Annotated in this window: 16 protein-coding genes and 2 pseudogenes; 14 read left to right on the forward strand and 4 right to left on the reverse strand. The window is 33.3% G+C overall.

Annotated features, from left to right (window positions below):
• Nucleotides 1-322: 322 nt before the first annotated feature.
• A complete protein-coding gene (locus F9279_RS01405) occupies nucleotides 323-2,284 on the reverse strand; it encodes a LysM peptidoglycan-binding domain-containing protein (protein WP_152110842.1) in 1,962 nt (653 codons plus the stop codon).
• A 378-nt stretch (nucleotides 2,285-2,662) separates the two neighbouring features.
• On the opposite strand from F9279_RS01405, the gene F9279_RS25880 reads away from it, so the two are divergent.
• Both F9279_RS25880 and F9279_RS01415 read left to right on the forward strand, forming a co-directional pair.
• Nucleotides 2,663-2,788, forward strand: a complete 126-nt coding sequence (locus F9279_RS25880) for a hypothetical protein (protein ID WP_264298209.1) — start codon at nucleotides 2,663-2,665, stop codon at nucleotides 2,786-2,788.
• A gap of 433 nt (nucleotides 2,789-3,221) precedes the next feature.
• Nucleotides 3,222-3,398 carry a GNAT family N-acetyltransferase gene (locus F9279_RS01415; RefSeq protein ID WP_152110972.1) on the forward strand — a complete coding sequence of 59 codons (177 nt, stop codon included), beginning with the start codon at nucleotides 3,222-3,224 and terminating at the stop codon, nucleotides 3,396-3,398.
• Between the two features lie 270 nt (nucleotides 3,399-3,668).
• Here F9279_RS01415 and F9279_RS01420 read toward each other — a convergent pair.
• A pseudogene (locus F9279_RS01420) lies at nucleotides 3,669-3,895 on the reverse strand (MMPL family transporter); the annotation flags it as partial.
• A gap of 254 nt (nucleotides 3,896-4,149) precedes the next feature.
• Between F9279_RS01420 and F9279_RS01425 the strand changes: the two are divergent.
• The 6 genes and pseudogenes from F9279_RS01425 to F9279_RS24835 all read left to right on the forward strand — a co-directional run bounded on the left by F9279_RS01425 (nucleotide 4,150) and on the right by F9279_RS24835 (nucleotide 11,718).
• Entirely contained in the window at nucleotides 4,150-5,049 is a 900-nt protein-coding gene (locus F9279_RS01425) for a sensor domain-containing diguanylate cyclase (RefSeq protein ID WP_193224384.1), read from the forward strand.
• A gap of 228 nt (nucleotides 5,050-5,277) precedes the next feature.
• Entirely contained in the window at nucleotides 5,278-5,481 is a 204-nt protein-coding gene (locus tag F9279_RS24825; RefSeq protein WP_193224385.1) for a hypothetical protein, read from the forward strand.
• A 151-nt stretch (nucleotides 5,482-5,632) separates the two neighbouring features.
• Entirely contained in the window at nucleotides 5,633-5,848 is a 216-nt protein-coding gene (locus tag F9279_RS24830; protein WP_193224386.1) for a hypothetical protein, read from the forward strand.
• Nucleotides 5,849-7,443: 1,595 nt separating this feature from the next.
• The gene (locus tag F9279_RS01435; protein ID WP_413463183.1) at nucleotides 7,444-8,547 is read left to right on the forward strand and encodes a methyl-accepting chemotaxis protein; all 1,104 of its coding nucleotides are present in this window, start codon (nucleotides 7,444-7,446) and stop codon (nucleotides 8,545-8,547) included.
• 1,044 nt (nucleotides 8,548-9,591) lie between these two features.
• Nucleotides 9,592-11,053: pseudogene (locus F9279_RS01440) on the forward strand (glycoside hydrolase family 1 protein).
• A gap of 410 nt (nucleotides 11,054-11,463) precedes the next feature.
• On the forward strand, nucleotides 11,464-11,718 hold the full coding sequence (locus F9279_RS24835; RefSeq protein ID WP_193224387.1) for a hypothetical protein: 255 nt from the start codon (nucleotides 11,464-11,466) through the stop codon (nucleotides 11,716-11,718).
• Between the two features lie 457 nt (nucleotides 11,719-12,175).
• On the opposite strand, the gene F9279_RS01445 is transcribed toward F9279_RS24835, so the two are convergent.
• Nucleotides 12,176-13,099: a ribokinase gene (locus F9279_RS01445; protein ID WP_152110845.1), complete on the reverse strand. Its 924-nt coding sequence runs from the start codon at nucleotides 13,097-13,099 to the stop codon at nucleotides 12,176-12,178.
• Between the two features lie 11 nt (nucleotides 13,100-13,110).
• A complete protein-coding gene (locus tag F9279_RS01450) occupies nucleotides 13,111-13,995 on the reverse strand; it encodes an SIS domain-containing protein (protein ID WP_193224388.1) in 885 nt (294 codons plus the stop codon).
• Nucleotides 13,996-14,251: 256 nt separating this feature from the next.
• Between F9279_RS01450 and F9279_RS01455 the strand changes: the two genes are divergently transcribed.
• From F9279_RS01455 to F9279_RS01475, 6 genes are all read left to right on the forward strand, one after another.
• The gene (locus F9279_RS01455) at nucleotides 14,252-15,208 is read left to right on the forward strand and encodes a sugar phosphate isomerase/epimerase family protein (protein WP_152110847.1); all 957 of its coding nucleotides are present in this window, start codon (nucleotides 14,252-14,254) and stop codon (nucleotides 15,206-15,208) included.
• Between the two features lie 17 nt (nucleotides 15,209-15,225).
• Nucleotides 15,226-16,461, forward strand: coding sequence for an MFS transporter (locus F9279_RS01460; RefSeq protein WP_413463179.1), 1,236 nt, complete (start codon nucleotides 15,226-15,228; stop codon nucleotides 16,459-16,461).
• A gap of 1,153 nt (nucleotides 16,462-17,614) precedes the next feature.
• On the forward strand, nucleotides 17,615-18,184 hold the full coding sequence (locus F9279_RS24840; protein ID WP_193224404.1) for a hypothetical protein: 570 nt from the start codon (nucleotides 17,615-17,617) through the stop codon (nucleotides 18,182-18,184).
• 32 nt (nucleotides 18,185-18,216) lie between these two features.
• Entirely contained in the window at nucleotides 18,217-18,378 is a 162-nt protein-coding gene (locus F9279_RS01465) for a hypothetical protein (protein WP_226793094.1), read from the forward strand.
• On the forward strand, nucleotides 18,375-18,860 hold the full coding sequence (locus tag F9279_RS01470) for a hypothetical protein (protein ID WP_152110849.1): 486 nt from the start codon (nucleotides 18,375-18,377) through the stop codon (nucleotides 18,858-18,860). Before F9279_RS01465 ends, F9279_RS01470 begins: the two co-directional genes overlap by 4 nt.
• A complete protein-coding gene (locus F9279_RS01475; RefSeq protein WP_152110850.1) occupies nucleotides 18,860-19,288 on the forward strand; it encodes an SMI1/KNR4 family protein in 429 nt (142 codons plus the stop codon). The genes F9279_RS01470 and F9279_RS01475 overlap by 1 nt, the downstream gene beginning before the upstream one ends.
• Nucleotides 19,289-20,125: the final 837 nt, after the last annotated feature.

The following is a 20,125-nucleotide window of genomic DNA, read 5'->3' on the forward strand; positions in this document are numbered from 1 at the left end:
GAGGAAAGCAGATTAACTCTCATTTACCTTACAGAAGAGGGAAACCAACAGGGATAAATCTTCAATGATGTTTCAGAAAAAATAAACACCGTATTTTATGGACATTTTCACACTAGGAAAAAAGAACAGTTAGAGTATTTGTTGGAAGGAATCCTGAAAAAAATTTAATTTTGGAATTTCATCCTTGAAATCTACCAATGGAAAATTAGTGTTAAAAAGCTGGGATTTAGTAAGATTAGAGAGAAGTAGTAATTAGTTAAATCAGTTACATTCTCTCTAAAAATAAACATATAGGTGCCTATACCTAAGGAAGGTTTTGTGCTTATTTAAGACCTGCTGCTCTTTCAACTTGAGATTGGTGAGAAGCATCTGGTTTCCCGTCTACATGGCGAATAGAGTTTCCAAAATAAACATCGAAATGCCCTGTAATCCCATTATTTGCGATGTAATCTTGTTCATGGGGCATAAAGCTCATGCTTGCCGCTATTTTTCTACCGTCAATTTCTAAAATGACAGCACGAGGTATCCATGAGAAACCATCCCAAATCGACTTTGCGATATTTGTATCATTAACAGTGACGGTTTCGCTGTCTGCATGGTTAGCACCTATTGTTCTCTTGATGTAAAAGCTTTTACCAGTCGCAAAATCCGTTACTTTTGTGGTTTTACCAATAGGAAAGACATATTGGGCTTCTGTCCACCAATCAAGGTATTCTCCATGTCTTTCACTTACAACTGGTTTAACAGAAATATTGTGTACCGGAATTGTTAGTTTTTGGCCAATTGAAAGTGGACTGTTAGTTGTCATATTGTTTGCTCGAAGTAACTCTGACTGTGGTATTCCATAACGAATGCTTAAGTCCCAAATGTTTTCCCCGGATGCTACTGTATGAGTAGTGTAAGTAATGGTATTGGCACCAGTCTGCTCAGGTGCATTGATTCCATTTGGAATGGTTAACGCTTGCCCTACTTGCAAGAAATCAGAATTCAAGTTATTTATACTACGAATGGCCTCGCTTGTGACACCAAATCGTTTAGCAATAACAGAGAGTGAGTCTCCGGAACGAACCGAATAAACAAAGGTTGCTCTTTCCTCTTGGACCTCTTGCACTGGTTCCTGTGCTTGTTCAGAAGTATTGGTCGGTTGGGGTACATTTGTATTACTAACGGTTGGAATCATTAAAATCTGACCGATTTTTAAAACATCTGACGTTAAATTGTTTGCTGATCGTAAAGTATCAACATTTGTTCCATTACGATCGGCTATCAGCCATAAATTATCTCCGGCCACCACTGTATAACTTTTTGCAGTAGTTGGTGCTAATTCCTGTGTAGGAGCATCCGGGATTGTTAATACTTGCCCAATTCTTAACAAGTTTGATGTTAAATTATTTGCGCTTTTTAATACATCAACTGTTGTTCCAAAACGTTTAGCTATAACTGATAAGCTATCTCCAGCAACCACTCTATACTCTCTAGTGACTTGCTCTGGCGCATGTGTATCAGTTGTATTTGTTGGAAGTGCCAGGGTTTGCCCGATCCGTAACAAGTCGGAGTTTAATTTATTTTCAGTGCGTAAAGCTTCTACTGTTGTTCCAAAACGTTTAGAAATGGCAGATAACGTGTCTCCTGCTATTACAGTGTAAGTACTTGTCTGTGTTGCAGGTTTAGTCGTCGTTTGTTCTTCAATTAGAACAGGGATAATTAATACTTGCCCTAGACGTGTATTGTCACTGGTTAAACCATTTGCTTGCTTAATAGCATTAACCGTAGTCCCATAGTTTTTTGCCAGTACCGTTAAATAGTCACCAGTTCCTACAGTGTGGACTGCTTTTGGGATAATAAGCTGCTGATTAAACTGCAAAACATCAGATGATAGATTGTTTGCCACTTTAATAGTATTAACTGTTATATTGAACTTTCTAGAGATGTTCCAAAGGGTGTCACCGGAACTGACATGGTAATAAATATTGCTATTTGGAGTTACTTGATTAGCCGTGGCTGAATTAGTTGCAGCGTGTACTGATGATTCATTCCCACCCATTAATGAAAGAGATGTAACGGCGATTCCACCAATAAGTACTTTTACCATTGTTACCTTGATATGAGGATAACGGTCACTAATAATCTGTTTTGCTAGCTCAATTAAATCTTTTTTTTCTCTGTCAATTGTCCCTAATTCGTTAGCAAACTCGGATAAATGATCAGCTAGGTGAATCACCAATTCATACTCGTTACTTTGATGATTTATTCGCCTTAACTCATATCTTTGAAATTGGTCCATACTATATAAACTCCTTTAAAAAAAATAGTCATTAGAAAGTAGTTTTTAACAAGTTAGACAAATTATTCTTCTTTGAGTAAACAAACCATAAGATGGATGATTTTATCAATATTTTTTACCGGAACCTTACAATTCGACTCTTGAATAATTTGGTCGTTTTTTCTGTTTCTTTTGTAATAAAAATAGGATAAGTGAAAATTAGTAAAAAGTATTTATAGGATTCAGAAAAACAGCTATTTATAAGTGGTCCGAATAAGCAAATTTCCTATGCAAGCCAGGTGTGGATGGTTTTAGCAGGCGTTCTTACCGCACATGAAGCAAAGCAAACCCTAGAAATAGTTTCTTCTATTGCTGCTATAGAGCGGAGCCACACCATATATGTATCATCATCTAGTCGAGGCTTATTTGGTAGCAGGTGATAAAGAAGCTGCTTTGGATAAGATGAAAATATATTGGGGAGGAATGCTAGAAGATGGAGCTTACACATTTTTGGGAACTCTATAATCCAAAGGATAAAGCCTTCTCTCCTTATGGTCACCATTTAATTAACAGCTATTGTCATGCATGGAGCTGTACACCAACCTATTTAATTCGGAAGTATAACTTGTAGGAAATATGGGGAAGGATGAGTTTATATATTCGACTGAGTGTAGAATAAGAGAAATTAAATTACGAGCTTAGGTAAGAGTTCTTAGTATTTCTGACAAAACTGCAGTTTTTGTATATTATCAGAAGAAATTAGTTAAATTTATCACTAGCGGATCTAGGATTAAATTATATGGCGACTCACCAAGACTCTACCATTACGAGGAAAAGAATAGAAAAATGCGGTATGCTTTATTGCATTAATAGATGTGAAATTAATAGTTCTATTTCCTATTACTGACCTAAGAACAATACAGGTTGCCATTGGTATGATAAAGAGAATGTAGCAAAAATTGGTCGGTTTAGTGTTCACCCTTCCTTTCAATCTAAAGAAGTGGGGCTGAAACTACTTGAATTAGTGGAGAAGTTAGCGTTAACAGAAAAAATGGAAGAACTAGCACTTGATACTGCTGAAGGGGAACGTCATCTTATAAAATATTATGGTAAGAAGGGTTATCGTTTTTATTGAATATGTTAACTGGAATCCTACAAACTACAGAAGTGTTATTTTCAGTAAAAGTCTTGTGAAGTAGATGAAGTCGAATACTTAGTTTTCACTCTATAATAATAGTGTAATATGGATTCAATTTTTAGCTCTATTTGCTTTTACTTCTTGTTAAATCGAATGAACTAATGCTTAAATAATTTCTAATAATAAACGTCTAAAATCCGGATGCAGCACCAAGGATTAGACGTTTTTTTATCTTAATTAAGGTTAAGAATGAACAATATTAATTTAAACCACGCTTGCTACTTCAATTAATGTAAGTACGTCAGAAGGAATAAGGGTAGCAAAAGTACCCCCTAGAACCAAGGCTGCAGATAATCAGCTCCTCCCATTTGACGAGAGGGTTCCATTATTTTCTATTGAAGTGTTCCGTCCAGTTCATTATATTGCATCGTTATGAAAATACTATAATCAACAGCCAGAGCGACAATCATGATAAAGCTAAAGAAGTGTACATCTCAACTTAACATTATATAATAAAATGCTTAAACTTTACTTTATGCTGGGAAGGACTATTTTATTCAATTACTGTGGGCATACTTGAATAATTAGGTATAATGCAAAAAATACTAAAAAAATAAATTTTAAAAAGGTATCCTATTCAATGAGATTATTTTACGCTTAATGAATTTAAGATAATTTTGGAGGTAAATTAAAAATGCAGAGAAACACCTATGAATATCCTCTTTATAATAATTTTAATGAACTTACAATGAATATTCTAATACTCGCTAAAGAGATATTACCACATAGTTTTTTATTCTTAAGTATTTTAACTAATACAGAACAATATGTTGTAGCTATTTCTAGTAATAACGAGAATATTACAATTAAAAAGGGATTAAAATTACCATTAAATAAGACTCTTTGTAATAGAATTGATTTTGCGAAGGGGATACCATTAAAATATGAAGATTTAAGTAAAGAACCAAATTTAGAAGAGGTAAAAGATACATTAATGAATGCAAATGTTAATGCATATCTAGGAATTCCAATAATTTTAAAGAATGGTGAAGTCTTTGGGACCTTATGTGCTGTGAACGAGAGTGCTACAAAATATGATGAACGGTGTATAAAGCTGATAGAAAAAATCACTAATTTGTTTTCCTTTTATTTAGAACTTGAAAGAATTGCCTATAGAGATTATCTAACTGGTTGTTACAATAGACATTTTCTTGAAAAATACTTTAATGAATATATCGAAAAAGCAGGAACAATATTTCTACTGGACTTGGATGGATTTAAAGAAATTAATGACAGTCTGGGTCATAGTATGGGAGACATAGTTTTAAAAGAATGCGCTATAAAAATTGAAAGTGTAATTCAACAACATAACTTAAATGGGGTGCTATTTCGTTTAGGTGGTGATGAATTTTTAGTCCATTTAGTGGGAGATTTTGATAATCAAGAAATAAGCAAGATAGCTCAAACTTTAGTGAAGAAATTATCATCATGGGAACTACAGGTAATGGATTTTTACTTGTCAGTAAGTATTGGGATATTAACATACTCTAATAAAGACAAACAAACCTTAAATGAACTAATAAAAAAAGCCGATAATGCGTTATATAGAGCGAAAGCAAGTGGGAAAAACACATATAAATTTTTCTAATTAATCTAAAACAATTCTATGCGAAGATTTCTCACAGGAAGGTAAAGAAAATAGGAATTTAAATTTCTGCATTTGAATCTTTAAATAACATTAATAAAAGAGGAAAAACTATCAATTCTGTAATTATTGTTGGAGCAGATTTAAGCGGTCTGCGTACTGCATCTTTGTTTACTGAACAACCGTATTAAATGTAGGGTTCTGAGTACTTCTGCTCCAAACAGACCTAATTTGGGCAAATTTGACCTTGGACCGACATGGTTTTGGCCACAAAATGAGAGCCGTATTGCTAATCTAGTAGTAGAAGAACTAAACTTAGAAACATTTGAACAATATAATAAAGGCGATATTCTTATAGAGAGATTTCAAATTAAGCCTCCAGAATGTTGTGTGTTGAAGGAAAGTTCTGATGAGAAATGGGTTCGATTGGCTTGAGGCGTGCAGTCTCTTGTTGATGCTATAGCAGCGACGATTCCTTCTGAATTAGTTGAGCTGGAAATCCAAGTAAAGAAAATTCGTCTTGATGAAGCTGGAGATATACGGTTGAAACAAAGCTATCTAATGGAAAGAGGGAGGGGGACAAATAGTGAGTGTTATTTTTGCATTGCCGCCTCGTCTTGTGGCTTATCACATTGAATTTTCACCTTCCCATCCTCCAGAGCTAATTGTTGACATTGGGAAAAAACCTACGTGGATGGCGGGACAAGCCAAGGTAGTTGCAGTTTATGATTGTCCCTTCTGGATGAAAGCGGGACTTTCTAGATATGTATTGAGTGACGTTGGACCCTTAGATAACCCGTAAAAATTAAGTACCTATTTTTTTTTAGTTTTTATAAAGTGCTTTGATCATTTCTTCCTTCTACCCCAAGGTTTTAATAGTTTTATCTATTAATTTCTACTAAAAAAGTCTCCTGAATTTCTTTTGAATAATGGTAGAATGGAGGTGTGTATAAAGCTGCTTAATGTTACTATATTAGGCTTTTCTCAGTCTTTTTACAGGTTCCATAGAGTTATCCCCTTCTTTTCTCCATGTCCTTCTCCTTCATTTTTTTCTATTCTATACTTCTCGAGACTTTTCATCATTCCATTGGAGAGTTTTATTGTAACTTCTAAAAAAAGTACAGGGAAATGATCGCTTTTGAATACATATTGGTATTCTAATAGAAAATTTTATTTTCACAGAAAACAGTAAAAAAATGAAACAATTTAGGAATAAAAAAGTATCTAGTTAAGTTATGTAATCTCTGACACGTTTCTGACACATTTCTCCATTTTAAGATTGGAAAAATGGTAGAAAAATTAAAATGAATAGGTCATTGTCCGAAATTAAAGGAGAGAAAACAATATTTTATAATAAGAAAGAAGGTCAACAATGAATTACACAGTATCTAAAAATCTTTTAACTGCTTTTGGGATAGTATTGTCACTGCTGGCAATTAAGACAGTTCAGTTGTTAATTATATAAGTTTTAAGAATACTGATGCCAGTCATTCTACATTGATTGACGTCCAAACTCATAATTTGGACCAGAGCTAAGGATCTAAAGATAAATGTTAGAGAACAATCTGCCTCTGTCAGGGGGGATATGCTGACTGGTGAAGCAACTTATGAGTAGATATTGAAATAGCAGATAAAAACTTTGAAAAGGTTATTGCCTATTTGATGAACCATTTAACTGTCCCACAAAACATAGATAAGGTGAAGAATCTTATTCCAGAAGACCCAGTCAATTGTTATATTTGCTCTAAATAACTATAAATGTGTCGATATAAGTTTTAAGTAACTTGATATATAAAGTGAGGGGAAAGTATGAGTAAATTTAACTTTAGAAGCATTAGGACTAAACTAATTGCTTCCTTTTTATTAATTTCAATGATAGCTTTTATGTTTGGTGCGTATTTAATTAATTCAATCAATAAAATGGGTGAAAATACGAAACAATTATCTGAAGATATTCCTTTAATGTCATCTGACTTTTCATTGTTAGGTATTATTACTCAGCAACAAGCTGAGCTGAGGGGTTATTTGCTTTCGGGGGAAGATAAGTATAAAGAAATATATTTTAATCTGAAGCAACCCAGTTTGGCGATTCAAGCTGAATTATTAAAAGAGTCCGATGAGATAACTATTAAAGAAGTTGCTGAACAAACAAATAGTGTTTATAAATTAATTGAAGAAAGATTATTTCCAACTTATGAAGCAGGCAAGATTGAAGAAGCTCGGCAGATACTTAACAATGAAATTGAACCTATAATGGTTAAAGTTATTGACCAGATGACAAAGTTAGCTTTAGAAAAAGGCGAACAGAGTCAACAATATAGTAAACAGGCATTAAAGCAAGCTGATATTACACTAACTATTTCTTTGGTATCTGGCATAGTATTATTAATAATTATAATGATTTTATCTGTTGTAATACCAAGAAATATTTCTAAGCCAATTAGTAAACTAAAAGAACGTATGGATTCAATAGCAAAAGGTGATTTAAGTAACGCGGCTTTAAAAGTTAATACTCAGGATGAAATTGGCGCGTTGGTTAACTCCTCTAATGAAGTCAACGAAAATTTAAGAGAAATGCTGCACAGTATAAGCTCTGTATCAAATAATCTCTCTAACCAAAGCAACAGTTTAACAAAAACATCCTATGAGGTAAAAGAGAGTAGTAATCAAATATCAGTGACTATGCAAGAGTTAGCAATAGGTTCTGAAAAGCAAGTTGATATAACAGTTGAACTTTCTAATACAATGTCGGATTTCTCTAATGAAGTTAAAGAAGCAAATTCTAATGGTGAAAATGTCTATTCATCATCACAGCAATTATTAGGATTGACTAAAGAAGGAAGTAAATTAATGATTGATTCGGTTAAACAAATGGAAGTTATTGACCGTATAGTCAAAGAAGCTGTACAAATGGTTAAAGGACTTGATAATAAATCACAAGAAGTTTCAAAATTGGTTGGTGTAATTAAATCTATTGCAGAGCAAACAAACTTATTGGCATTAAATGCTGCTATTGAGGCTGCCCGAGCAGGAGAGCATGGTAAAGGTTTTGCTGTAGTAGCAGACGAGGTGAGAAAATTGGCAGAACAAGTTTCATTTTCAGTTACAGATATCACTGATATAGTGGGTGATATTCAGAAAGAGACAGATTTAGTTGTCCATTCTTTAGAAGTTGGTTATAAGGAGGTAGAGTTTGGTAAACATCAGATTGTTACTACTGGAGAAACCTTTGAGGAAATTGAACGTTCTCTTTCCATTACTTCAAATGGTGTTCAAGTAATTTCTGATACCTTAGAAAATATTGCAAAGAATAGTGGTATTATTAATACATCCATTTCTGAAATTGCCTCTGTCTCAGAGGAATCAGCAGCAGGAATTGAAGAAACAGCTGCTACCGTAGAACAGTCAAGTAGTTCTATGGAGGACGTTGCAATAAGTGCAACTCGTTTAAATAGTTTGGCAAATGAACTGAAAAAGCAAATAAATAGATTTATTTTATAAAGTTCCATTTGAAATCAAGAAGAATATTACACAATCTATCCTAATTCGAATGTCTCTTTACCCTTACATATCATTTCAGTAGAAACTGTAAGGGTATTTTTACATTTGTAATGATTTTTTCACTGGTTTGCCTACTTCTAACTAATTATTACAACCTCTGTAATAAGAAGTAAATCCTACGTTTGCTATTTCACGTTTTCAATGAATTAGGTCATTCAAATTTAAAAAAGGTGATATTGTTAATCTTAATTGGCATATAACTGGAACAAATCCGTCAAGAAGAGGTTCTCGATACCTTGCTTCAAGATGCCCTAAAGACTTATACCGGAACATAATCAATAAAGAAATAAGGTTGTAAATTAAGATGGAGAGGGAAATCTGGCTGCCGCAAAGTGATTATCGGCAGATGAGGTTACTCCTGGAACACTACTTGCAAAGTAAACCTCAACTGTATCTCCTGCGTTTAGCTTTAGGATGTCATTTACTTCAATGATCGAACGATTAGACGCAGTTACACCAGTATGTAGTATGGTTCAAGAGCATCTGACCGTTAATAATGTATCGAGCAGCAACTTGAAGATCTATGGAGATATTAGGAACGTATTGAATAGATGAAGAAAAGGAATAAACACCATTAGTTGAGGTAGTAAATACAGAAGTTACTGAATCGTATTCGTTCGCTAAATCAAACTGTTCATCCCAGTAAAATACCTTCAGATAGGTACGGTGCTACAACTGAAATATAAATTTTCCGCTCTAAACCCAGCATGTTTTATATCGGAAGGTTTGTTTTTCAAACAATTATGATTGTTGGATTGAAAGGTAAGGGATGGATTTTCACTTGTCAGTTAATATAGGAATTTTAAGTTACTATAATGAAAATACAACTAATAAATGAACTAATAAAAAAAGCCGATAATTAGCTGTATAGAGCAAAAACGAGTGAAAAAAATACATTGAATTATGTAAATTGCTACTAGAACTAGATTTAACAGGTCAATGCTAAGAAATATAGTTACACAGCACTAAAATTTTGGAGGGTTTATGATGGGAAAGAGTTATCATTTTCCAAAAAGTTTTCTTTGGGGAGGATCTACTGCGGCAAATCAGATAGAAGGTGCTTATAAGCAAGGAGGAAAAGGATTGTCAACTTCTGATATGTTGAAATTTATCCCTCAAGATAAAAGAAATCCAGAGAGTTTGATGGGGGTTAAAAGTGAAAAAGAATTAAAAAGTGTAATGTCAGAAATGAGAGATGAAGATTTTCCAAAACGCCGCGGAATCGATTTTTATCATCGGTATAAGGAAGATATTGCTTTGTTTGGGGAGATGGGATTCAAAACATTACGCATGTCTATTTCTTGGCCACGAATTTTTCCTAATGGGGATGAACAGATGCCAAATGAAGATGGATTAGTCTTTTATGACAAAATCTTTGACGAGCTATTGAAGAATGATATCGAGCCACTTGTAACATTATCTCATTTCGAAATGCCCCTTCATTTGGTTCAGAAGTATAACGGTTGGACAGATCGCCGAGTAATTGACTATTTTGTTCAATACGCTAAAGTAGTATTCAATAGATATAAAGGTAAAGTGAAATATTGGATAACATTTAATGAAATCAATGTTTCTACAATTTCTCCATATAATGGTAGTGGTATACTAATTAATCGACTTGAAAATGTAGAACAAGGGGTCTACCAAGCACTTCATCATCAGTTTGTTGCTAGTGCTAAAGTAGTTAAAATATGCCATGAAATAATCCCTAATGCTTTAATCGGATGTATGCTTGCCCGAATTGAATCATATCCATCTACAAGCAGTCCAGAGGATATACTTACAGCTCTAGAGGAAAATCAAAAAAATCTTTTTTTTACAGATGTTCAAGTACGCGGTTATTATCCTGGTTATATGAATCGTTATTTTGCTGAAAATAATATTAATATTGAAATGGCTCCAGGTGACAAAGAAATATTAGTTCAATATCCTGTCGACTTTATATCTCTTAGTTATTACATTAGGGTAGTACCGAGTAAATCAGCCAATAAATTACAAGGGAATGTGAATTTATACAAAGGTCACTCCAATCCCTATTTAGAGACTGATTGGGGTTGGAGCATCTATCCGAATGGACTCCGAATCATCTTAAAGAAAATGTATGATCGCTATCAGATTCCATTATTGGTTGTAGAAAATGGATCAGGTGCAATCGATAAAGTGGAAGAAGACGGTTCAATTCAAGATGATTATCGTATTAAATACTTAAAGACCTCTATTATTCAAATGAATGAAGCAATCAAAGATGGCGTAGAAGTATTAGGATATACTACATGGGGGTGTTATTGACTTGATCAGTGCATCAACGTCAGAAATGTCCAAACGCTATGGATTTATCTATGTTGATCAAGATGATTATGGTAACGGAACATTAGAAAGAAAAAAGAAGAAGTCTTTTGACTGGTATAAGGATGTAATTCTTACGAATGGGTTAGAATTAGAATAGTAAAAATTCTATATTACGTGTTTACCATCTAACTTTTCTTAAATTTACCGAATGCTGGTTAGTTTCTTGTGTTCATTTTTACCGTAAACTGCTTGATTGTACACTTTTCTTACTAGCAAAATTTATTAGATTAAATAAGTTAAAGAGGAATATTAAGAAAAATGAGTGTTAGGAGATAAGTGGGATTCAAAACATATAAAGTTAATTCAGGTTTTCGGATTTATCTACTAGCAGCAAAATAGAATAATAAATCACCAAAGAAAAAATCCTGATGGGAAAAAATTTTCGAAAGTATGTATAATGAATTTATAGACATTAAATCTAGCGAAACTGGACAGTATTATGAAATACAATATGATCAGTATAAATACTTAATCTGAGAGTTGTTTATATGCTCTACAGCAATATTATTGAATAGTGAAAAATTTGAAGAGTTGAGCGATTTAATATACTCAAGGTATTTTGTTTATGATAGTTTTTCTTCTAATCCCAAAAAAGGATATAACTATTTGATATTCAATAATTACATTAAAGCCTTGGATGAAACACAAGTGAAAAAGCTGAATACTAATTATTTAAGTTACTCTGCTAAGAAGCAGGTAAATAGGATTAAAGGTATAAACAAGGAAACTTTAGCAAATGTAGATACAATGCTATATTATTAATCGAGTTTTATTGAAAGGGGTCAGTTTGAAAGATCATGGTTCCCATATCTTTATTTTTTCAAACGAGTTTTGGAAAGATAGATATTCTACAGAAAGTAGATTCACAAAGGTAATTCAATAAGATAAAAGTACTTTTCAACGTAGCTGAATTTTGTGAGACTTAAATTAACATAGGATTATGAAATGAAATTTGGCAGGTTGAAAGCCTTTGGAATTTGCTCCGAGGGCTTTCTATGTGTTTTCTTTAAATAAACTTTATTTATATCATAATTAAGCCTAGGAAGGATACGCTTATTATTGTAGAAATAAAGGCTTTTAATGTCTCTAAATTGTAGTTTAGCATTAGTATTTGTTTATCAAAGTTGATATTCACTGTGTTAGTTGTTATGAAACTAAGATGAACCCCCATTAAGCAAGGGGGTAAGTACTGTTAATAGAAGTTTCTATAGAGAAATTTTTAAGATTTTTGAAATAAAGCATGTTCGTTTAGTTCAGCCAATGTTGGAAAGGATTCACTTCCTCCAGACCTCGAAACAGTCATAGAGCTGACTAAAGTAGCTACTTCTGCCGCTTTTTTCAAACTATATCCTTCTAATAAACAGAAGACAAACGCACCAATAAAGGAGTCTCCAGCTCCAGTTGCATCTATTGCATCTACTTTATTGGCTGGTGTATAAAAGGTTTCCTTTTTTGTTGCAATAACAACCCCTAGTGAACCTAAAGTTAGAATAACAATATCCTTCACTTTACTTACTAGTAATTCAGCGACCTTATGAGCAGTTTTAATGGAATCTACTTGAGAGCCACTCATAAACTCAGCTTCCGTTTCGTTAACCACAAGAATATTAATAGCAGATAGACTTGTGTCATTTATTTCACGTGCTGGTGCATTATTCAATACAATCTGGCATTCAACATCCTTGGTTTTCTCAATTATGTAATCAACAATTTCACTTGGGATTTCTTGTTGCAGCAATATATATTGGCAACTTGTGATAACATCTAAGCTCCGGTCAATATCTTCTTTTGTAATGAGATAGTTTGCTCCCCTTAATAATGTACTATGATAGTCTCCATCAGGAAGAACATTCACAATCCCCATCCCTGTTGTTCCTTTTTTATTTATAAAATCAACATTAGTTCCTGAAGCTTGTAAGGATCCGATTAATGCTTCGCCAAATCTATCTTCCCCAACTTTTCCAATCATTGAAGTCGATAATCCTAATTTAGCACATTGTACTGCTTGGTTTGCCCCTTTACCTCCTGGTCCTTGAATCAAACTATCTGCCATAAATGTTTCCCCTTTTTGAGGTAAGCGTTTTTGTTTTAATAATAGATCGTAGTTAAGGCTACCAATAACGACCACCTGTTGATTATTCATTATTTATCCTCCTATTGACGGTATTGTTTAACTGCATCACTTGTTAACAGTAAATTTTTATTTGATCCACCTGAATCTTTTAAAGCTAAACTAGTATATAAAGCGTCTAGAATACTTAGCTGAACAATTCTAGCAGAAGCATTCTCACCAGTGATGGGATGATTTTTCGCTGTGGAAACTAGACTCACGTCTGATACTTCTGTAATAGGACTATTCATGTAATTAGTGAGGCTAATGGTATGAGCTTCTTTAAGTTGAGCTAATTTTAAGATTTGAACAATGTTTTTTGTAGCACCTGTGTGGGAAATTCCCAAGACTATATCTCCTTTATTTACGAGTGATGTAAACATAAATTGCATGTGAGTATCTTTATAAACATGAGCAAAGATACCAATTTTAAGAAGTTTATGTTGGAAATCTTCACAAAGTATGGCAGATCCACCGTTTCCAACTAAAAATATTTTTTTTTCTTCAGACTTATTACGTAAAATTTCTGCTGCCTTATCAAATGCTACATAATCCACAATGTCTAGCGTATCCTGTATGGCAAGAATAGCATTTAACATTACCTTTTCGAGAATGACTTTGTTTGAATCTTTCCGTGTAAATTCTGAATCCAAATCATTCTGATCCTCTTCTTTTTGACCATTGACGTATAACTCAATGGCTTTTTTTAATTCATAAAAACCTTTACATTTTAGTTTTTTGCATACTTTCGTTATAGTGGCTTCGCTTACATTAAGATGGACAGCGACTTCACTAATGGTACTTTTCGCTAACTCTTGGTAGTTATTGCTGATAAATGAAGTTACTCTTCGTTCTTTATTGCCAAGAGAAGGAGAGATGCTACGCGCAAGTAATATACATTCTTTTCCTGATAATGATTTTTGACTCAAACTTCGGTATCTCCTTTCTATCAATTATTTGAGTTAATAATATCACCATTTTTCAAAAAAGGGAAATATAAATTTTACTTTAAAAAACACAAAAGTAAAATTATTAAGTGGTTTTTACGGTAAATAAAATATTTTTAGTAATATAATTTATTTTCATTTACAAAATAGTAAAGTATTTATAGACTGTAAGTACAATCATATGAAATTGTTTATTCGATTTTATATGTAATGAAAAAGAAAAAGGGGATACGATTATATGATATTTTCTACACGATTAAATTCATTTAAAGCTCAAAAAGAATTATTTTTCCCAAAAGATAAACAATTGACCACAGTTGATCTCATTAATAGAATGTCTACTGTAAATGGGTTAACACATGTAGAGCTTAATTATCCGGAACATTTTAAATCTAATACCTTAAATGAAATTAAAGAGGCTATTTCTGAATGTAGTCTTCAAGTGAGTGGTATTGCTTTGCGATTTGATGATACGTACTTGAATGGAGAATTCACAAATACTAATGAAGAAATTAGAGGGAAGGCAATCAAGACTACAAAAGAAGCAATTGAAGTCTGTCAACAACTTGGCGGAACAACTACAACTGTTTGGCTTGCAAATGACGGATTTGATTATTCCTTTCAGTTGGATTATGAAGAGGCATGGATTCAAACAGTATCAGCATTAAAAGAGATAGCTTCTGAATATCCAGAAATGAATATAAGTTTTGAATACAAGCCTTATGAACCTAGATCTTTTTCACTTGTTGGAGACATTGGTTTATCTTTATTACTTGTAGAAGAAGTAGGACTACCTAATGTAGGTGTTACTTTAGATTTTTGTCATATGTTAATGAAGAAAGAGAATCCAGCTTATTCCGTTGCACTAGCTGCTCGAAAAAATCGTCTAATGGGATTCCACTTAAATGATGGATACAAGGATGCAGATGATGGAATTATGTTAGGCAGTGTTCATCTTATGCAAACATTAGAATTTATCTATTATGCAAAAAAATATAGTTATACAGGTCTTATTTATTTTGATACATTCCCACTTAGAGAAGATCCTGTAGCTGAATGTGAACAAAATATAAAAATTTACAAAGCGCTAGATAGTTTAATTTCAAAAATAGGAATGGAAAACATAGAGCAGCTAATTAAGGAAAAAAATGGTGTAAAAGTACAGCAATTTTTATTAGACTCTTTCCTATCATAAAATTTTGTAAACAGGAGATGAAAAAAATGATAGAAAAAATTGGATTACCTAAGAATTTGTTGTGGGGATACATTGGTTTAATGTTGTTTATGATTGGCGATGGTATTGAGCAGGCATGGATTGTTCCATATTTGGTGGAAGAAGGCATGTCTGTCACACATGCCTCCTTGTTAATCACAGTTTACGGTGTTACTGTTACAATTTCAGCATGGCTTTCCGGCGTCTTTGTTCAGACTCTCGGGCCACGTAAAGCTATGTTATTCGGTGTAATCGCTTTCTTGATAGGTAGTGTTGGATTTATTGGATTAGGTATGTATTCATTAAATCTTTCATTAATGATTCCGTTCTATGCTATTAGAGGGTTTGGTTATCCTATGTTTGCTTATTCCTTCTTAGTATGGATAAATTACAGTACACCAATAGAAAGACGAAGTAGTGCTGCTGGATGGTTTTGGTTTATGTTTTCTTTAGGTCTTAGTGTAGCAGGTCCATTTTATGCATCTCTCTTTATTCCAGTATTGGGGCATATAAATGTACTTTGGTCAGGGATCCTTTTTACTGTAATTGGCGCATTTTTAGCAATTGTTATAAACAAAGACAAGGTTCCGGCTTCTGAAATTACACAAATTTCTTTGTCCGAGTTTGCGAAAGCGATAACAATATTAAAGAGACCAGTCATTTCTTTAGGTTTAATAGTAAAATCAATAAATGGCTTTGCTCAGTACGGATTACTTCTATTCTTGCCAATTTATCTATTAGAATTTGGTTATTCAACAACGGAATGGCTACGTATGTGGTCCACCGTGTTCACTGTTGCAATTTTTGCTAACTTATTGTTTGGATATCTAGGGGATAAATGGGGATGGAGAACTACTATTAAATGGGTTGGCGGATATTTTTATGCTGCTGTACTTATATTAGTCTACTTTATGCCACAAATGATTGGACATAATTATTGGTTAATGACTGCAACTCTTAGTTTGTGTGGAGTCGCAATGGCTGGATATGTTCCTCTTTCGGCATTATTTCCATTATTAGCGCCAGACAATAAAGGTGCTGCCATGTCTATTCTTAATTTAGGTGCGGGATTAAGTACATTTATTGCTCCTGCAATTGTAACCCTTTTCTTTCAACCATTTGGTGCTGGTGTAGTCATTTTCATTTATGCAGGATTCTATGTATTAAGTGCGATTCTGACACCTTACTTAAAAACACCAGAAGAATTGGAAGAAAGCAGGGAAAAAGTAAGTTGATTTAATACTTTAAATTCTTTTTCAAAGTGCTCGTTAATCATACCTTATTACATTCAAATTGTAATAAGGTATTTTTTATATAGAAAAAAACATGTGGTTTGAAGGAATCGATACAATCACTTAAACAATTGGAAATAGTTATTATTAGAATTACTAGAAGCTTGGAATATTTGTAGATGTTGAATAGGAGCAGCCGTGTGCATAGTAGTGCAAGCACGGTTCTGTGAGGTTTCCCTTCTACTCAACTAGTGAGTTCAATCATAAAATTCTACGCAACCAAAATGATTTAATTAGAAATTAATAGCCACTAAGGGAATTACTCATATTAATAATTCTTGTTCAGAAAAAAATATATAATGAAGAAACTCAACTTTTTGTTATAAAATATTCCATTCCCCTTGATTCAATAGAATAAAGGTAGCTTGTAATAGGATGAGTTAGTTTTTTCAGATATATGAGAAATGGCATAAAACTGGGGGAATAGGCATGACCATAAAAGGGGATTTACGGGACACCTTACTAAAACATATTTCTCTATTGGGATAGGAACATATCAATTTTCTTGGAGAATACACCTTTGATATGAAGAAAGTGGCAAGTTTACATTCGCTGCGCCCTCTTATTCAATAAATAATAAGCCGAATTTGCTTAGCGTATGATTTGCCCCTTTTGTTGGTGGGACACCAGATAGAAGTTAAAGAGGTTCCCATCTATAAGGCTATGAAGTAGTAAAGTTTATTACAGATTTAAGGATAGTAAATTACCATCAATATCAGGTGATTCATCTAATGATATAGACAGTGCCTAAAGGATTTAGCTATTTTTTACCATACAATTTCCATTTTGTTCATTTATAATTATATATATGTGAAAGACCAGGGAGGGAAGTGAGAGGTTTGAAACATAGAAAGCAGTTAATAACACTCGCTATGGAGAGTGCAACGCAGATGATAGTCTTTTTATCAAATGGATTAAAAGTTAGATACCGTCTGGCAATCGATGAATTTGCAGATTTAGATCTTAAGGCTGAACTCGTCCTTTAAAGAAGTTTATTATACCTAAGGGCAAAGAGTTTGGAAGACATTCATGCACTGGGAAAAAAGATACTAGCTACAGATGAAAAAGTAGGCAAGATGATTCGGATTGGTCAGTCATGAAGAGAGATATACAAATCAATTATGGCGTCCTAGATCAGATTATCGAACAGCTGCATACATACAAGGATGCTCTACACCAGATGGATGATTCCCTAAAGACTATCGCTGTGTATGTTGAGAATAATGAAGGAAAGAGTTTGGATGCATGGGATGATCGTATGCAGAAGTCAAAGAAGCATATTAAAAGCTATGAAAATCAGATAGATGATCTTCTAACCTTATTTGAGAACTATGTGAGTGATTCTACTGCTTATATTAAACCTCTTGCGAGAAACAGTATGATGAGGGTGGATCGTAATGATATCTGGTGGAATCTTACCCAGATGGAATCAGGGGTAAATAAACATCTATATCGTGCAACAATGGAAACAAATAAGTCCCCGAGCTTTTTGTTCAGTATGTTTGATGATGTTACACCAGAAGAAAAAGAGAGGAGCAGCTATAATAAACAACGGATAGAAGGCATACATGGTGACCTGAACTCTACGAAACGAATACTGGAAAAGAAAATGGAATCTTTGTGGGATCTTTATGATTCGAAAGTAAAGAAGTTTGACAAAAGTTAATACTACTTCAAGAAAAGGGATTACCACTATACATGCAGGATAATTACCTTGAAAATGAACTTAAAAGGATTAAGGAAATTGGAATGGAACAATACAAAAAAGAAAAAATGGACAAAGAGGTTACGACCCCTGTATGGAAAAGAGGAGGAGGGGCAACAGTTGACCTTTGGGAAAGGTGGTATAATAAGGAATGAACTATGGTGTATTTAATAATTTAGTTGAAGATGTAATTCAGTTCTCGAAAAATTTCCAGAGCCAACATTCTAATAATATTTCCAATAAAATTAATATTATTAATGATATAAAAAAAGCCGAACATTTAGCTTATGATGAGATTTTTGGCGAGGATGAGTATAATTGGAAAGATATCAGAGAATTGGAAATGAGTGAAGTTTGGGGTATTTATTACACAATGTCAGAAAACGAAAAGCCTAAAGGATTGGAAGAATTATTAGAAGTTATTGCTGATAATGTGAGAAAAAGCTCATTTGAATATAGTATATTTTATAACGATGTTGTAGCTGACCTTACTAATTGTGCCATTAATAGAGCGATAAACGGAAAGAATAGCTCTTTTTTTGAAGAATTGTTTGAGATATATCAACTTGGCGCTTTTCCTTGCGGTTGGAGTGGTGATTATCCAGAGGGAAAAATTATTGCTTTTAAATTGGATTAATGAGTATATTACCTGAGAGGCTAAATGAAGTTCTAGGAGAAGAAATATATAAACGTGAAGATAGCAATCTAGTACAGGATGCTTTAATAAGACTAGGTGTAAACGCATCGGATACTTTCCAAGAATTTTATATCCAGTATGCAGGCCCTTTTTGGGAAGAGCATGTACCCTTTGAATTACTAGATATAGCAGATGAAGAAAACAATATTGAATCATACACACTCATTTCTAGAAAAGAACAGGGTTTTCCAAAGCAATATCTGGTTTTAAGTGAAATGTCAGCAAATGCTGTATTAGTACTGGATACTGTAACAGATAAAGTTTATATAGTTAATTTTGAGGCTGGAGATGAACTACTTATTAAAGGTGAGTTAAAGGAAAGTTGGTCATCGTTTTTTGATTTCTTGAAGGCATATTTTAATTGTTAATTATGGTCCAATAAAAGTTAATTCAGAGAGAAACTTAAAACCTTGATTGGCTTAATATGCCTTCAAGGTTTTTTGACTTTAAGAATTTTAAGGTTAAAACAATATCACTTTTGAATCAAAAACTCATGATGGTTAGCAAACTTACGAGATTGGTTGCAGTGACAGTTAAAAAATACAACCACACCTTATTACTTGGTCTATATTTGATTTGCACACGAGAATGACAAAGCAAGTAATGCTAAAGTTGGCAACATACAAATATATATGGTTAGTAATAAAAAGGAAAGATGTGTGAGCAACATAAACAATGCTTAAATGAGATTCAGAGCTCATGTACTTGGAGTATTGATTTTATATTTGGATTTTGTGAAAAGTACGATAAATAGGCGAGATGACATTTTAAGTGGCAGGAAGACTTATGATACTGCAAAACCCACAAACTAAAGTCAATGACAAAGCTCGTAATGTTAAAGATGGTAACGACACAGATACATAAATCTAATGAATAAAAAGAAAGTGAGGATTTTAGAATGAGACAAAAAGAAAATGATTTAATTGAAAATCGAGAGCTCATGGTTGTACCATCATGGAGTATCGTGTTAACAGTTGGATGAACTGAACAATAACAAGAATTAGCGAGATGACATTTTACATGGTAGGGGTAGTTTACTGTATGGAATGGCTAAAAAACTAAAGAGATTGACAAAAGTCGTGGCGATAAACAATGGATCTATAATTTAAAAGCTTTCGGGTTCAATAAAAAGTTGTTAACGTGTAACAAAGGGGAATATGTCTAAAAGCATAGGAAGAAATTCCTGTTTTATGCTACCACATGTG

It is taken from the genome of Bacillus sp. B1-b2 (genome assembly GCF_009183415.1).
Lineage (GTDB): Bacteria > Bacillota > Bacilli > Bacillales > Cytobacillaceae > Niallia.

Bases quoted from the DNA above. Each gene is read 5' to 3' on its own strand.
- F9279_RS01460 (WP_413463179.1), top strand. From the start codon at position 15,226: ATGAAAAAAATGATAGAAAAAATTGGATTACCTAAGAATTTGTTGTGG.
- F9279_RS01405 (WP_152110842.1), bottom strand. From the start codon at position 2,284: ATGGACCAATTTCAAAGATATGAGTTAAGGCGAATAAATCATCAAAGT.
- F9279_RS01435 (WP_413463183.1), top strand. From the start codon at position 7,444: ATGATTTTATCTGTTGTAATACCAAGAAATATTTCTAAGCCAATTAGT.
- F9279_RS24840 (WP_193224404.1), top strand. From the start codon at position 17,615: ATGAAGAGAGATATACAAATCAATTATGGCGTCCTAGATCAGATTATC.
- F9279_RS01465 (WP_226793094.1), top strand. From the start codon at position 18,217: ATGCAGGATAATTACCTTGAAAATGAACTTAAAAGGATTAAGGAAATT.
- F9279_RS01475 (WP_152110850.1), top strand. From the start codon at position 18,860: ATGAGTATATTACCTGAGAGGCTAAATGAAGTTCTAGGAGAAGAAATA.
- F9279_RS25880 (WP_264298209.1), top strand. From the start codon at position 2,663: ATGTATCATCATCTAGTCGAGGCTTATTTGGTAGCAGGTGATAAAGAA.
- F9279_RS01470 (WP_152110849.1), top strand. From the start codon at position 18,375: ATGAACTATGGTGTATTTAATAATTTAGTTGAAGATGTAATTCAGTTC.
- F9279_RS01425 (WP_193224384.1), top strand. From the start codon at position 4,150: ATGAATATTCTAATACTCGCTAAAGAGATATTACCACATAGTTTTTTA.
- F9279_RS01455 (WP_152110847.1), top strand. From the start codon at position 14,252: ATGATATTTTCTACACGATTAAATTCATTTAAAGCTCAAAAAGAATTA.
- F9279_RS01445 (WP_152110845.1), bottom strand. From the start codon at position 13,099: ATGAATAATCAACAGGTGGTCGTTATTGGTAGCCTTAACTACGATCTA.